The 14722-nt window shown below is 56.1% G+C and carries 17 protein-coding genes; 12 read left to right on the forward strand and 5 right to left on the reverse strand.

Features of this window, described 5'->3' with window-relative positions; genetic code table 11:
* Nucleotides 1-28: 28 nt before the first annotated feature.
* Complete coding sequence (locus IM295_RS00525; RefSeq protein ID WP_003859113.1) at nt 29-631, reverse strand: peroxiredoxin C; 603 nt, start codon at nt 629-631, stop codon at nt 29-31.
* A gap of 127 nt (nt 632-758) precedes the next feature.
* A complete protein-coding gene (acpH, locus tag IM295_RS00530) occupies nt 759-1340 on the reverse strand; it encodes an ACP phosphodiesterase (protein WP_136486511.1) in 582 nt (193 codons plus the stop codon).
* Nucleotides 1341-1432: 92 nt separating this feature from the next.
* Here acpH and queA point away from each other — a divergent pair, with 92 nt between their 5' ends.
* The 7 genes from queA (at nt 1433) to IM295_RS00565 (ending at nt 8098) form a co-directional block, all read left to right on the forward strand.
* Nucleotides 1433-2503: a tRNA preQ1(34) S-adenosylmethionine ribosyltransferase-isomerase QueA gene (gene queA, locus IM295_RS00535; protein ID WP_047367601.1), complete on the forward strand. Its 1071-nt coding sequence runs from the start codon at nt 1433-1435 to the stop codon at nt 2501-2503.
* A 53-nt stretch (nt 2504-2556) separates the two neighbouring features.
* A complete protein-coding gene (tgt, locus tag IM295_RS00540) occupies nt 2557-3684 on the forward strand; it encodes a tRNA guanosine(34) transglycosylase Tgt (RefSeq protein WP_045259930.1) in 1128 nt (375 codons plus the stop codon).
* A gap of 22 nt (nt 3685-3706) precedes the next feature.
* Nucleotides 3707-4039, forward strand: coding sequence for a preprotein translocase subunit YajC (yajC, locus tag IM295_RS00545; protein ID WP_000007630.1), 333 nt, complete (start codon nt 3707-3709; stop codon nt 4037-4039).
* Nucleotides 4040-4066: 27 nt separating this feature from the next.
* Nucleotides 4067-5914 (forward strand): protein translocase subunit SecD, encoded by a 1848-nt coding sequence (secD, locus tag IM295_RS00550; protein WP_072031998.1) that lies wholly within the window; start codon nt 4067-4069, stop codon nt 5912-5914.
* Nucleotides 5915-5924: 10 nt separating this feature from the next.
* Nucleotides 5925-6896 (forward strand): protein translocase subunit SecF, encoded by a 972-nt coding sequence (gene secF / locus IM295_RS00555; protein ID WP_045259890.1) that lies wholly within the window; start codon nt 5925-5927, stop codon nt 6894-6896.
* Nucleotides 6897-7037: 141 nt separating this feature from the next.
* Nucleotides 7038-7403, forward strand: coding sequence for a VOC family protein (locus IM295_RS00560; RefSeq protein ID WP_045259891.1), 366 nt, complete (start codon nt 7038-7040; stop codon nt 7401-7403).
* 14 nt (nt 7404-7417) lie between these two features.
* Nucleotides 7418-8098, forward strand: coding sequence for a YafY family protein (locus IM295_RS00565; RefSeq protein ID WP_049001886.1), 681 nt, complete (start codon nt 7418-7420; stop codon nt 8096-8098).
* A gap of 118 nt (nt 8099-8216) precedes the next feature.
* Here IM295_RS00565 and IM295_RS00570 read toward each other — a convergent pair whose 3' ends face one another.
* Nucleotides 8217-9101: a nucleoside-specific channel-forming protein Tsx gene (locus IM295_RS00570; protein ID WP_028012146.1), complete on the reverse strand. Its 885-nt coding sequence runs from the start codon at nt 9099-9101 to the stop codon at nt 8217-8219.
* A gap of 270 nt (nt 9102-9371) precedes the next feature.
* Nucleotides 9372-9911 (reverse strand): DUF3251 domain-containing protein, encoded by a 540-nt coding sequence (locus tag IM295_RS00575; RefSeq protein ID WP_028012147.1) that lies wholly within the window; start codon nt 9909-9911, stop codon nt 9372-9374.
* A gap of 150 nt (nt 9912-10061) precedes the next feature.
* Between IM295_RS00575 and nrdR the strand changes: the two genes are divergently transcribed.
* From nrdR to thiL, 5 genes are all read left to right on the forward strand, one after another.
* Entirely contained in the window at nt 10062-10511 is a 450-nt protein-coding gene (gene nrdR / locus IM295_RS00580; RefSeq protein WP_008503337.1) for a transcriptional regulator NrdR, read from the forward strand.
* Between the two features lie 4 nt (nt 10512-10515).
* A complete protein-coding gene (gene ribD, locus IM295_RS00585; protein ID WP_063438316.1) occupies nt 10516-11619 on the forward strand; it encodes a bifunctional diaminohydroxyphosphoribosylaminopyrimidine deaminase/5-amino-6-(5-phosphoribosylamino)uracil reductase RibD in 1104 nt (367 codons plus the stop codon).
* An 87-nt stretch (nt 11620-11706) separates the two neighbouring features.
* Complete coding sequence (ribE, locus tag IM295_RS00590; protein WP_006176874.1) at nt 11707-12177, forward strand: 6,7-dimethyl-8-ribityllumazine synthase; 471 nt, start codon at nt 11707-11709, stop codon at nt 12175-12177.
* Between the two features lie 21 nt (nt 12178-12198).
* A complete protein-coding gene (nusB, locus tag IM295_RS00595) occupies nt 12199-12618 on the forward strand; it encodes a transcription antitermination factor NusB (RefSeq protein ID WP_006809908.1) in 420 nt (139 codons plus the stop codon).
* Nucleotides 12619-12695: 77 nt separating this feature from the next.
* Nucleotides 12696-13667 (forward strand): thiamine-phosphate kinase, encoded by a 972-nt coding sequence (thiL, locus tag IM295_RS00600; protein ID WP_048961221.1) that lies wholly within the window; start codon nt 12696-12698, stop codon nt 13665-13667.
* A 49-nt stretch (nt 13668-13716) separates the two neighbouring features.
* Here thiL and IM295_RS00605 read toward each other — a convergent pair whose 3' ends face one another.
* Complete coding sequence (locus IM295_RS00605) at nt 13717-14691, reverse strand: aldo/keto reductase (RefSeq protein ID WP_028012150.1); 975 nt, start codon at nt 14689-14691, stop codon at nt 13717-13719.
* Between the last annotated feature and the right edge of the window lie 31 nt (nt 14692-14722).

The raw sequence follows: 14722 nt of genomic DNA on the forward strand, positions 1-14722 counted from the left end.
AGCGGGCCTTCTTCGTAAACCGTGCCGATTACAGGCTGGATACGTTCTCAGACAGGTATTTAGCAACGCCGTCTGGGGAAGCAGCCATACCTTCTTTACCTTTTTCCCACTGAGCCGGGCACACTTCGCCGTGCTCTTCGTGGAACTGCAGCGCGTCAACCATGCGCAGCATTTCGTCGATGTTACGACCCAGCGGCAGATCGTTCACAACCTGGTGACGAACGATGCCGTTTGCGTCGATCAGGAAGGAGCCGCGCAGCGCAACGCCAGCGTCCGGATGTTCGATACCGTAAGCCTGCTGGATTTCGCGTTTGATGTCCGCAACCATTGCGTATTTCACCGCACCGATGCCGCCGTTTTCGACAGGGGTGTTACGCCATGCGTTGTGTACAAATTCAGAGTCGAAGGAGACGCCAACCACTTCCACGCCACGCTTCTGGAATTCTTCATAACGTTTGTCGAACGCGATCAGCTCAGACGGGCAAACGAAAGTGAAGTCCATTGGCCAGAAGAACAGAACGGTCGCTTTACCGTTGGTGTGCTGTTTGAAGTTGAAGTTTTCAACGATTTCACCGTTGCCCAGAACTGCTGCAGCTGTAAAATCCGGAGCCGGACGAGTTACCAGAACCATATGATTCTCCTGTAGATACTAAGGTTATTTGGAACGCAACGCGAGCCAGTATAGAGAGTGTTCGTGGATAAGACAAAGAGGTGGTGACAATCGTTCCGCCAGCTTTTACCTATCAATGATCGTGCTGTCAGAGCTGCTTGTTTTTCGCCTGCGCCATCATGCGCGGATAGAACTGCCAGAATTGGCTCTCCAGCGCATCGTAATGCTCATCCAGGTCGTACCAGGAGTCGCGCAGCGCATCCAGCCGCGGGCGACGGCTCGCCATGCCATTCAAGACATTCTGGATAAAGTCCATCTCGCGATAGCGCTCCAGCCAGCGTTCCGACCACAGGTAGTTATTCAGATTCACAAAGCGCGGCGGCGAATCGGGCAGAATGATCGACACCTGCTGGTGGGCGTAGCGCACAAACGCCGACAACGGCATCTCCGGCGAGAGCTGTTCCCAGTGGCGAGACAGGAAGTGGTCCCACATCACATCGAGCGTGATCGGCGCAACGCGGCGCGTTTCAGGGCGAAACCACGCTTTCGCTTCCGTCACCTCGGGCAGATTATCAGTGATGACATCAATGCGGCGGTGCATAAAAATCCCGTCGACAACCTCGGGAGAATACGCTTCAGCGGGGTTGCCGCGCACGAAATCGGCCAGCAAATTGCCGGAAAGGGAGCTGTCAGCGAGGTGAGCGAGATGCAGGTGAGCGAGAAAATTCATGCGTTTTATTTGTCCAGTGGCGGCTAGTTGTTGCAGCAAAAGGGTGTGAGCACTAGACTATGCCGCCTGTTTTTAAGTCACGAGTATACGTCATGCGCGTCGCCGATTTCTCCTTTGAACTACCTGAATCCCTGATTGCTCACTATCCCATGCCTGAGCGCAGCAGCTGTCGCTTACTGTCACTGGATGGGCCAACGGGCGAGCTGACGCACGGTACTTTCACCGATTTGCTCGACAAGCTCAACCCTGGCGATCTGCTGGTCTTTAACAATACCCGCGTGATCCCGGCGCGCCTGTTTGGCCGTAAGGCCAGCGGCGGCAAGATTGAAGTGCTGGTCGAACGTATGCTCGATGATAAACGTATTCTGGCACATATTCGCGCTTCCAAAGCGCCGAAGCCGGGCGCGGAGCTGCTGCTGGGTGATGACGAAAGCATCAAGGCGACCATGACCGCGCGCCACGACGCGCTGTTCGAGGTGGCGTTCGACGACGAGCGCACGGTGCTCGACATCCTGAACGCCATCGGCCATATGCCGCTGCCGCCGTACATTGAGCGCCCGGACGAAGAGGCCGATCGCGAGCTGTACCAGACCGTCTACAGCCAGAAGCCTGGCGCGGTCGCGGCACCAACCGCAGGTCTGCACTTTGATGAACCGCTGCTGGAAAAGCTGCGCGCGAAGGGCGTTGAGATGGCGTTTGTGACGCTGCACGTCGGCGCGGGCACCTTCCAGCCGGTGCGCGTGGACAGCATTGAAGACCACATCATGCACTCCGAGTATGCCGAAGTGCCGCAGGATGTGGTGGACGCGGTGCTGGCGGCGAAAGCGCGCGGTAGCCGCGTCGTGGCCGTCGGTACGACGTCCGTGCGTTCACTGGAAAGCGCCGCGCAGGCTGCAAAGCGCGATCTTATCGAGCCGTTCTTTGGCGATACGCAGATCTTCATCTACCCGGGCTATCAGTACAAAGTGATTGACGCGCTGGTGACCAACTTCCATCTGCCTGAATCGACGCTGATTATGCTGGTCTCTGCGTTTGCGGGTTATCAGCATACGATGAATGCGTACAAGTCTGCGGTAGAACAAAAATATCGCTTTTTTAGCTACGGGGACGCGATGTTTATCACGTACAATCCGCTGGCTTTGAATGAGCGTGTCGGGGAATAAGTCCGCGGCACCGTATGACAACGTTGGACTGTTTTTCTGACGTCGGAGAAAAAATGAAATTTGAACTCGATACCACCGATGGCCGCGCGCGTCGCGGTCGCCTGGTGTTTGATCGCGGCGTGGTGGAAACCCCCGCGTTTATGCCTGTGGGCACGTACGGCACCGTAAAAGGGATGACGCCGGAAGAAGTTGAAGCCACGGGCGCACAGATTATCCTCGGCAATACCTTCCACTTGTGGCTGCGTCCAGGTCAGGAGATCATGAAGCTCCACGGCGATCTGCACGATTTTATGCAGTGGAAAGGCCCGATCCTGACCGACTCCGGCGGCTTCCAGGTCTTCAGCCTGGGCGATATCCGCAAGATCACCGAGCAGGGCGTACACTTCCGTAACCCGATCAACGGCGATCCGATTTTCCTCGATCCCGAAAAGTCGATGGAGATTCAGTACGATCTCGGCTCCGACATCGTGATGATCTTCGACGAATGTACGCCGTACCCGGCAGACTGGGACTACGCGAAACGCTCTATGGAGATGTCTCTGCGCTGGGCGAAGCGCAGCCGCGACCGTTTTGACTCCCTGCAGAACAAAAATGCGCTGTTCGGCATCATTCAGGGCAGCGTTTACGAAGATTTACGCGATATCTCTGTTAAAGGTCTGGTAGAGATAGGTTTTGATGGCTACGCTGTCGGCGGTTTGGCTGTGGGTGAGCCGAAGGAAGACATGCACCGCATTCTGGAGCACGTCTGCCCGCAAATCCCGGCGGATAAACCACGATACCTGATGGGTGTGGGTAAACCCGAAGATCTGGTGGAAGGCGTACGTCGCGGCATTGATATGTTCGACTGCGTGATGCCAACCCGCAACGCGCGTAACGGTCATCTGTTCGTTACCGATGGCGTGGTGAAAATCCGTAACGCGAAGCATAAGAGTGACACCAGCCCGCTCGATTCCGAGTGCGATTGCTATACCTGTCGCAATTATTCTCGCGCGTATCTGCATCATCTCGATCGTTGTAATGAGATTTTGGGCGCGCGTCTCAATACGATTCATAATCTTCGCTACTATCAGCGCTTAATGTCTGGTTTACGCAAGGCTATCGAAGAGGGTAAATTAGAGAGCTTCGTGACCGATTTTTACCAACGTCAGGGGCGGGATGTTCCACCGTTGAACGTTGATTAATATTAATAATGAGGGAATTTGAATGAGCTTTTTTATTTCTGATGCGGTAGCGGCAACAGGTGCTCCGGCGCAGGGCAGCCCGATGTCTCTGATCCTGATGCTGGTTGTGTTCGGTCTGATCTTCTACTTCATGATCCTGCGCCCACAGCAGAAGCGTACCAAAGAGCACAAAAAGCTGATGGACTCCATCGCGAAAGGCGATGAAGTGCTGACCAACGGTGGTCTGGTCGGCCGCGTAACCAAAGTGGCTGAAAGCGGCTACATTGCTATCGCCCTGAACGACACCACTGAAGTGGTTATCAAACGTGACTTCGTAGCTGCCGTTCTGCCGAAAGGCACCATGAAGGCGCTGTAATCCCAACTTTTCCCAAAGGGAACTGCCGTGTTAAACCGTTATCCTTTGTGGAAGTACATCATGCTGGTCGTCGTGATTATCGTCGGCCTGCTGTACGCGCTTCCCAACCTGTATGGTGAGGATCCGGCCGTTCAAATCACTGGCGCGCGCGGTGTCGCCGCCAGTGAGCAAACGCTGATCCAGGTCCAGAAAACGTTACAAGAAGAAAAAATTACCGCTAAGTCTGTGGCTCTGGAAGAGGGTGCAATTCTTGCTCGCTTCGACACCACCGACACGCAGCTCCGCGCTCGCGAAGCGCTGATGGGCGTGCTGGGTGACAAATATGTCGTGGCGCTTAACCTTGCTCCTGCAACCCCTCGCTGGCTGGCTGCGCTGAACGCAGAGCCAATGAAGCTGGGTCTTGACCTGCGTGGCGGCGTTCACTTCCTGATGGAAGTGGATATGGATACCGCGCTCGGCAAGCTGCAGGAACAGAATATCGACAGCCTGCGCAGCGATCTGCGCGACAAAGGCATCCCATACACTACCGTGCGTAAAGAAGATAACTACGGCATGAGCATCACGTTCCGCGACAGCGCGGCGCGCGATCAGGCTGTAGATTACCTGACCCAACGTCACCGTGACCTGGTGATCACCTCTCAGGGCAGCAACCAGCTGCGTGCGGTGATGACCGATGCGCGTCTGAAAGAAGCGCGTGAATATGCCGTTCAGCAGAACATCAACATTCTGCGTAACCGTGTAAACCAGCTGGGCGTGGCTGAGCCGCTGGTACAGCGTCAGGGTGCTGACCGTATCGTGGTTGAACTGCCGGGTATCCAGGATACCGCGCGTGCGAAAGAGATCCTCGGTGCGACCGCGACGCTGGAATTCCGTCTGGTGAACTCCAATGTCGATCAGTCTGCCGCGGCGTCTGGCCGTATTCCGGGTGACTCCGAAGTGAAACAGACCCGCGAAGGTCAGCCGGTTGTGCTGTACAAGCGCGTGATCCTGACCGGTGACCACATCACCGACTCCACTTCAAGCCAGGATGAGTACAACCAGCCGCAGGTTAACATCTCGCTGGATAGCGCGGGTGGTAACATCATGTCTAACTTCACCAAGGACAACATCGGCAAACCGATGGCGACCCTGTTCGTGGAGTACAAAGACAGCGGTAAGAAAGATGCAAACGGTCGTGCGGTGCTGGTGAAAGAGGAAGAGGTGATTAACATCGCCAACATCCAGTCTCGTCTGGGTAACAGCTTCCGTATTACCGGTATTAGTAACCCGAACGAAGCGCGTCAGCTCTCGCTGCTGCTGCGTGCCGGTGCGCTGATTGCGCCAATTCAGATTGTTGAAGAACGTACCATTGGTCCAACCCTGGGTATGCAAAACATCCAGCAGGGTCTGGAAGCGTGTCTGGCCGGTCTGGCGGTCTCTATCCTCTTCATGATCTTCTTCTATAAGAAGTTCGGTCTGATTGCGACCTCCGCGCTGATCGCAAACCTGGTGCTGATCATCGGCATTATGTCCCTGCTGCCGGGGGCGACGCTGACCATGCCGGGTATTGCAGGTATCGTTCTGACCCTTGCGGTGGCGGTCGACGCCAACGTACTGATTAACGAACGTATCAAAGAAGAGTTGAGCAATGGTCGCTCTGTTCAGCAGGCGATTGATGAAGGTTACAAAGGCGCGTTCAGCTCTATCTTCGATGCGAACGTAACAACACTGATTAAGGTTCTTATCCTGTATGCAGTGGGTACTGGCGCGATCAAAGGCTTTGCGATTACAACCGGTATCGGTGTCGCAACGTCAATGTTTACCGCTATTGTCGGCACCCGTGCCATCGTGAACCTGCTGTACGGCGGCAAGCGCGTCAAAAAGCTGTCTATCTGAGGAGTGCGTTGTGGCACAGGAATATACTGTTGAACAATTGAACCACGGCCGTAAAGTCTGGGACTTTATGCGCTGGGACTACTGGGCCTTCGGCATTTCAGGTTTCCTGCTGATTCTGTCCATCGTCATTATGGGCGTGAAAGGCTTTAACTGGGGTCTCGATTTCACCGGTGGTACGGTCATCGAGATCTCCCTGGAAAAACCGGTCGATATGGACCAGATGCGCCTGTCTCTGCAGAAAGCGGGCTTTGAAGAGCCGCTGCTGCAGAACTTCGGCAGCAGCCGCGACATCATGGTGCGTATGCCGCCGGTGCACGATGCCAACGGCAGCCAGGAGCTGGGCAGCAAGGTCGTACAGGTCATTAACGAGACCACCAGCCAGAGCGCGGCGGTCAAGCGTATTGAGTTCGTCGGCCCGAGCGTGGGTGCGGACCTGGCGCAAACTGGTGCCATGGCGCTGCTGGTGGCGCTGATCTCCATCCTGGTGTACGTCGGTTTCCGCTTCGAGTGGCGACTGGCGGCCGGTGTGGTTATCGCCCTGGCGCACGACGTGGTGATCACCATGGGCATACTGTCTCTGTTCCACATTGAGATTGACCTGACCATCGTGGCATCCCTGATGTCCGTGATCGGTTACTCACTGAACGACAGTATCGTGGTATCTGACCGTATCCGTGAAAACTTCCGTAAGATCCGTCGCGGCACGCCGTACGAAATCTTTAACGTGTCGTTGACCCAGACGCTGCATCGTACCTTGATCACCTCCGGTACTACCCTGATGGTGATCCTGATGCTGTTCCTCTTCGGTGGCCCGGTGCTGGAAGGCTTCTCGCTGACCATGCTGATCGGTGTCTCCATCGGTACGGCGTCGTCTATCTACGTGGCGTCCGCCCTGGCACTGAAACTTGGCATGAAGCGCGAGCACCTGCTCCAGCAGAAGGTTGAGAAAGAAGGGGCGGATCAGCCGTCCATTCTGCCGTAAGGCGACGTTTAGCGCGTTATCGGAATCCCGGTCTGTTGACCGGGATTTTTTTATCTGCTCCTGACAAACACTCCTGACAGTATGCTGTCAGGAGCCCTGCCGTAGACTCCTTCTGAACCCAAACAACAGGCAGGAGGATGTATGAAAAGCGTAATTAACTGGTTTGAAATTCCGGTTTCGGATATGGATCGCGCCATCAAATTTTATGAGCCGGTGATGCAGCTCGCGCTGCGTCGCGAGAAAATGGACATTGCCGAGCTGGCGGTTTTCCCGCATGAGGATCCCGCAACCGGAGGAGCGCTGGCAAAATTTGACGGCGTTACGCCCTCTTTGCAGGGCGCTATTATTTACCTGCATACTGACAATCTGGCGGCCACGCTCGATCGCATTGCCTCTGCGGGCGGCGAGTGCGTGTTTGGCCCGCTGGAACTGCCGCATGGTATCGGCACTATCGCACTGTTTACCGACAGCGAGGGTAACCGCGTCGGCCTTCATCAACCTGCCTGAGAGCGAATGACGTTATGACCCGACGCGCTGACCGTTTGTTTCAGATTGTGCAGATCCTGCGGGGCAGGCGTCTGACAACGGCAGCGCATCTGGCGGACCGGCTTGGCGTGTCCGAGCGCACGGTCTACCGCGATATCCGCGACCTGTCGCTTTCCGGCGTGCCGGTGGAAGGCGAGGCGGGAAGCGGATATCGGCTGATGTCGGGTTTTGACCTGCCGCCGCTGATGCTGACAAATAAGGAATCCGAAGCGCTGATGGTCGCGATTCGCCTGCTCAAAACCTGGGGAGGTGAATCGCTGTCGCGCGAGCTGGAGTCGGCCCAGGAGAAGGTGCTGGCTATTCTGCCCGAGGAGAGCCGCAGAAAGGCGGAGCAGACGCGGATCTACGCCCCGGATTTTTGCATGCAAAGCCACTCCCGCAGCGATTTTGACATGATTCACCAGGCGATTTCCGCTCAGCGCGTATTGGCGCTGCATTATCGTGATGAAGCCGGGCTGCTCTCAAAACGTGAGGTACAGCCGCTGGGGTTGTTCTTCTGGGGGGAGCGCTGGCTGCTGGCGGCATGGTGTGAACGGCGCGATGACTACCGCTGTTTCCGGCTCGACCGGTGTCTCAAAGTTGTAATGACGGAGAGGCGGTTCAGTGAGAGTGCGGACAGGTCTTTGGCGGATTTTTTGCGCAAGGTGAAGCAGTAAAAAGCCGGGTGGCGAGGTAAAAGCAAAACGGCAACGATGTTGCCGTTTTTTATGTTTGCGCCCTCTCCCGTGGGAGAGGGAAGGGGTGAGGGCACCAGCCCGCACAATCCCGCATTGATTAGAAGTTGTAACCCACGACCAGGTAACCACCCCAGCCGGTAGAGCGGACGCTAAAGTCGCCGTTACCGAAGTTCAGGCTCGCGTCGTCGTTCCACTGGCCACCGTTGTGCCAGTAACGCGCAACAACAGAGTAGTGCCAGTGATCGTAGTTCAGCGCCAGGATGTGGCTGGAGGCGATGGAATCGTTGGTACGCGCTTTCTTGCCGTTCAGGTCACGGAAATCGTCGTCGCCCAGGTCTGAGCCCCAGTCAAAGTTAGTGAAACCGATGTAGCTCAGATTACCGCCCCACAGCTGGGTAATTGGCACGAAGTATTTCACTTTGAAACGGTAGCCGTCCCACTCGTTTTCATTCGCTGCGCCGTAGTTCTGCCACTGGTATTTTGCATACACGTTCAGGGACAGGCTCATCGGCAGGCCGGTGTCAATGTCAGTACCCAGACCCATATACCAGGTGCTCTGACGACCGGACTTATTGCGGCCCATGTCGTAGATGTAGTTGTTCGCGAAGTACCACTCTTTGAACGGACCAAACGCCAGGCTGGTACCGGTCAGTTTGTCGATGGAGAAGCGCGGTTCAATCTCCATGAACAGTGGGGAACCGTGGTTCCAGATACCTTTTGCATCGGTGTTACCACCGAAGAACACAGGCGCATCCATATAGCCGTAGAAATCAAACCAGTCTTTCTTGGCGAACGCTTCATATTCCAGGTAGGTATCGTTGCGGATCTGCGGTCCGAAACGGGTGTGGTAGCTGCCTACCACGTTAACGCTCTGGTGCCACCAGTCGGAGAGGTATTGTGGTTTCTCGTTTTCCGCTGCGTTAACAGTGAAAGAGGAGGACAGTGCCAGAACTGCACCGGCTGCGAGTAATGTTTTTTTCATAATCATGCCACTGATTGAAATTCCCTTCCGGGAGTGAAAAATGCGCGAATTGCGTTTCTAAATATTTCGTGTTTCTGCGGTGCCTATTATAGGAATCCCTGCTCACAAAAATATGTGTTGTTTCACATATCTCTCACACGCGTAATCGATTGCGTTCACGTTTGCGTACTTTAAACGGCCGGGATTGTAGCGGCAATCATTTCTGTTGCCAATCCATACGAAATGTAAATGTTAGCGGAGTGACATTTCACTCCGCTCAAAAGGAAGGGATTACTGCGCGGCAGGTTGGATGTCGTGAATGCGGATAAAGCCTAACTGCTCAGGCGTAAGTCCGCTTAGCTGAAGTGGAATATCCACATCGCTGGGCGCTAACACGCTGGCCGGAGCGGTGAACAGCTGGTTCTTCACGTTCACCTCCTGGTAGCTCTCCGTGGTGCCCTGGATCTGGCCCCACTCTACGGTGCCGCTGAAGGCGGGCAGCGGATCGTTGGACTCACCGTGAATACGTAATGTTGCGCGCGTACCATCCGCATTCGCCGCCACATTCACCAGAGACATCTTCAGCGTGCCAATCTGGCTATTAAGCAGGGCAGGCGTATTCGCTCCAGGCAGCAGATATACCCCGCTGGTGGATTTGGCGTTCAGCGCGTTTTGCTGGGTGATCTTCACCGTTTCTTTGTTCAGTTTGTCCATCGCCGTGTTGAGCGTATTCACGCTTTGTTTCATCTGGCGGACTTCGGTTTGCTGTGCACAGGCACTAAGGGTGAAGAGGCTCCCCACCAGTAAAATTTTCAGGTAACGTCTTGTCATAGCGTTTATTCCTTGAAATGACGGATCCCCATAATGGTAGCCAGCAACGTACCGCCAGACATAGATCCTTTATCTCAAAAGCTCCTCCTTTGTTGTCAGGCCAGATCAGGGTAAAATGAAAATCAGTTAACCAGATAACAGGGATACCGTATGCATTGCCCATTCTGCTCCGCTGTGGATACCAAAGTCATCGACTCTCGCCTTGTGGGCGAAGGGTCTTCTGTGCGCCGTCGTCGGCAGTGTCTGGTGTGCAACGAGCGTTTCACGACCTTTGAGGTTGCAGAGCTGGTAATGCCGCGCGTGGTAAAAAGTAACGACGTGCGCGAGCCGTTTAACGAAGAGAAACTGCGCAGTGGAATGCTGAAGGCCCTCGAAAAACGGCCCGTCAGCGCGGATGATGTCGAAATGGCGTTAAACCACATTAAATCTTACCTGCGTGGCCTGGGCGAGCGTGAAGTGCCGAGCAAAATGATCGGCAACCTGGTGATGGAGCAGCTGAAAAAGCTCGATAAGGTCGCCTATATCCGCTTCGCCTCTGTCTACCGCAGTTTCGAAGATATCAAAGAGTTTGGCGAAGAGATCGCCCGCTTACAGGATTAAGCCCATGCAGGATGAGAAGTACATGGCGCGAGCCATGAAGCTGGCGCAGCGCGGTCGTTTTACCACCCATCCTAACCCCAACGTCGGGTGCGTTATCGTGAAAGATGGCGAGATCGTGGGGGAAGGGTTTCACTATCGCGCAGGCGAGCCGCATGCTGAAGTGCATGCCCTGCGTATGGCGGGGGAGAAAGCGCGAGGCGCGACGGCCTACGTGACGCTGGAGCCCTGCAGCCACCACGGGCGCACGCCGCCGTGCTGTGAAGCGCTGATTGCGGCAGGGGTTTCGCGCGTGGTCGCCGCTATGCAGGATCCTAACCCGCAGGTGGCGGGCCGCGGCCTGTATCGTCTGCAACAGGAAGGGATCGACGTCAGCCACGGCCTGATGATGCAAGATGCGGAAGCCATCAACAAAGGCTTTCTGAAGCGCATGCGCACCGGCTTCCCGTTTATTCAGCTTAAGCTGGGCGCCTCGCTGGACGGCCGTACGGCAATGGCGAACGGTGAAAGCCAGTGGATCACCTCGCCGCAGGCAAGGCGCGATGTGCAACGTCTGCGTGCGCAAAGCCATGCTATCCTCACCAGCAGTGAAACCGTTCTGGCTGACGATCCGGCCATGACCGTGCGCTGGGATGAGCTGAATGCCGATACCCAGGCGCTTTATCCGCAGGAGAACCTGCGCCAGCCGCTGCGTATTATTATTGATAGCCAGAACCGCGTGACCCCGGAGCACCGCATCGTGCATCAGCCGGGTGAAACCTGGATTGCGCGCACCAAAGAAGATACGCGCGAATGGCCGGAAGGCGTGCGCAGCATTATGGTGCCGGAGCATAACGGACATCTGGATCTCGTGGTGCTGATGATGTTGCTCGGCAAGCAGCAGGTGAACAGCATCTGGGTCGAAGCCGGTCCGACGCTCGCGGGCGCGCTGCTCCAGGCGGGGCTGGTGGATGAATTGCTCGTCTACGTTGCGCCTAAACTTTTAGGTCATGACGCGCGCGGCCTGTTTGTGCTGCCTGGCCTTGAAAAACTGGCCGACGCACCGCAACTCACATTCAGCGAGATTCGTCCGGTGGGTCCGGATGTCTGCCTCCATTTAACGACAGCGTAATTGCTCCCGAAATAGGGAAGCAGTGCGCAAAGTATTATGATAAAATCTGCCCCCCTGCGGGGCCAAATGAACCCGTAAAGGAAGAGTATGAACATTATTGAAGCTGCTGTAGCTACCCCGGACGCTCGCGTCGCCATCACCATTGCGCGTTTCAACAACTTCATCAACGATAGCCTGCTGGAAGGTGCGATTGACGCCCTGAAACGTATCGGCCAGGTTAAAGATGACAACATTACCGTTGTTTGGGTTCCAGGCGCTTATGAACTGCCACTGGCGGCGGGCGCGCTGGCGAAAACCGGTAAATACGACGCGGTGATTGCGCTGGGTACCGTTATTCGTGGCGGCACTGCGCACTTCGAATACGTTGCGGGCGGTGCAAGCAACGGTCTGGCACACGTTGCGCAGGATGCTGAAATTCCTGTCGCGTTCGGCGTGCTGACCACCGAAAGTATTGAACAAGCCATCGAACGTGCTGGCACCAAAGCCGGTAACAAAGGTGCAGAAGCTGCACTGACCGCGCTTGAAATGATCAATGTATTGAAAGCCATTAAGGCCTGATTTTTTTGTAAGGGGAATTCCGTGAAACCTGCTGCTCGTCGCCGCGCCCGTGAATGTGCCGTCCAGGCACTTTACTCCTGGCAGTTGTCCCAGAACGACATCGCTGATGTTGAATACCAGTTCCTGTCAGAACAGGACGTGAAAGACGTTGACGTTCTGTACTTCCGTGAACTGCTGTCGGGAGTGGCGACTAATAGCGCGTATCTCGATGGCCTGATGAAGCCATACCTGTCCCGTCTGCTCGAAGAGCTGGGTCAGGTGGAAAAAGCAGTGTTGCGTATCGCGCTGTTTGAGCTGTCTAAACGTGATGATGTGCCGTACAAAGTGGCCATCAACGAAGCGATCGAACTGGCGAAAACCTTCGGCGCTGAAGACAGCCACAAGTTCGTTAACGGCGTACTTGATAAAGCCGCACCTGCGATCCGTCCCCACAAAAAGTGATCCGCAAACCGGAGTTCTGCATTGCCTGACGGGCAGTGCGGCTCCGGTTTTTTCTTTTATTTGCTGAGGCATAACGTATGGCATGCGGCGAATTCTCCCTGATTGCCCGTTATTTCGACCGTGTCAGAACCTCTCGTCTTGATGTTGAAACCGGCATTGGCGATGACTGTGCACTTCTCAATATTCCTGAAAAGCAGACGCTGGCAATCAGCACCGACACCTTAGTGTGCGGACGTCATTTCTTACCTGATATCGATCCTGCCGATCTGGCGTATAAAGCGCTGGCGGTCAACGTCAGCGATCTGGCGGCAATGGGCGCCGACCCGGCCTGGCTGACGCTGGCCCTGACGCTGCCGGAGGTGGATGAAGCCTGGCTTGAAGCGTTCAGCGATGCGCTGTTTGAACAGCTGAACTACTACGATATGCAGCTGATTGGCGGCGATACGACTGCCGGGCCGCTGTCGATGACGCTGGCGATCCACGGCTATGTGCCGCTCGGTCGCGCGCTGAAGCGCTCGGGCGCTAAACCGGGCGACTGGATCTACGTGACCGGTACGCCGGGAGACAGCGCGGCAGGGCTGGCGATCCTTCAGGATCGCTTAAACGTGACGGACGCTGACGATGCGGCGTATCTGGTGAAGCGCCACCTGCGCCCGACACCGCGTATTCTGCACGGTCAGGCGCTGCGCGAGCGGGCCAGTTCGGCTATCGATCTCTCTGACGGTCTCATCTCGGACCTCGGCCATATCCTGAAGGCCAGCGGGGTGGGCGCGCGCGTTGACCTGGATCTGTTCCCGCTGTCGGAGCAACTGCTTCGCCATGTGGAGCCTGAGCAGGCGCTGCGCTGGGCGCTCTCCGGTGGGGAAGACTACGAGCTGTGTTTCACGGTGCCAGAGTTGAACCGTGGAACGCTGGATGTGGCATTGGCCCATCTTGGCGCAAAGTTTACCTGCATCGGTCAGATCATGCCGGAGAGTGAAGGGCTGAAGTTTGTGAAAGACGGTGCGCCCGTTACGCTGGACTGGAAAGGGTACGATCACTTCGGGTAAGTTTGTGCGCTCAGTATTGCCGGGTAAGCGTACGCCACCCGGCAAGTGTTTACTTAAACCCCACCACCGGATGCTGCTGATACGGCGTCTCCAGCTCGGCAACCTGCTCCGGCGTCAGCGATAAATCCACCGCGCTTAACAACTCGTCCAGCTGTTCTTCCCGCGATGTACCAATAATCGGTGCGGCGACACCCCGCTTGCCCAGCAGCCACGCCAGCGCCACCTGCGCGCGCGTTGCGCCGATATCGTCGGCGATCCCGGCTAAACGTTCGGCAATCAGCGCATCGCTGGCTTCGGTACCGGAATAAAGATTTTTACCCACTTCATCCGATACCAGCCGCGCCGTGGTTTCTCCCCACGGACGAGTTAAGCGTCCGCGCGCCAGCGGGCTCCACGGGATCACCGCCACGCCTTCCTGGTAGCAGAGCGGCAGCATCTCGCGTTCTTCTTCCCGGTAAATCAGGTTGTAGTGATCCTGCATGGTGACAAAGCGTGCCCAGCCGTGCTGCGCCTGGAGATCGAGCGCCTGAGCAAACTGCGACGCGTGCATTGACGACGCGCCGATATAGCGCGCTTTACCCGCTTTCACGACATCGTTCAGCGCTTCAAGGGTTTCTTCAATTGGCGTGTTGTAATCCCAGCGGTGAATTTGCAGCAGGTCGACGTAATCCATGTTCAGGCGTCTGAGACTGTCATCAATGGAGCGCAGGATCTGCGCGCGAGAGAGGCCTTCAGCCAGATCGCCTGACGGGTAATACACCTTGGTGGCGACCACAATCTCATCCCGACGAGCAAAATCACGCAGAGCGCGGCCCACAATCTCTTCGCTGCTGCCGTCAGAGTAGCTGTTGGCGGTATCGAAGAAGTTGATGCCGCCGTCTATGGCGCGCTTGATGATAGGGCGGCTGCTCTCTTCCGGCAGCGTCCAGGCGTGATTTCCCCGGTCAGGCTCGCCAAAGGTCATGCAGCCCAGGCAAAGCCGGGACACCCTGAGGTCCGTTTTTCCTAATGTCGTGTATTGCATGGTTCCGCTCCTGCTGTTTAAACAATACGTT

Source organism: Enterobacter cloacae complex sp. P14RS (assembly GCF_014895895.1).
Lineage (GTDB): Bacteria > Pseudomonadota > Gammaproteobacteria > Enterobacterales > Enterobacteriaceae > Enterobacter > Enterobacter bugandensis.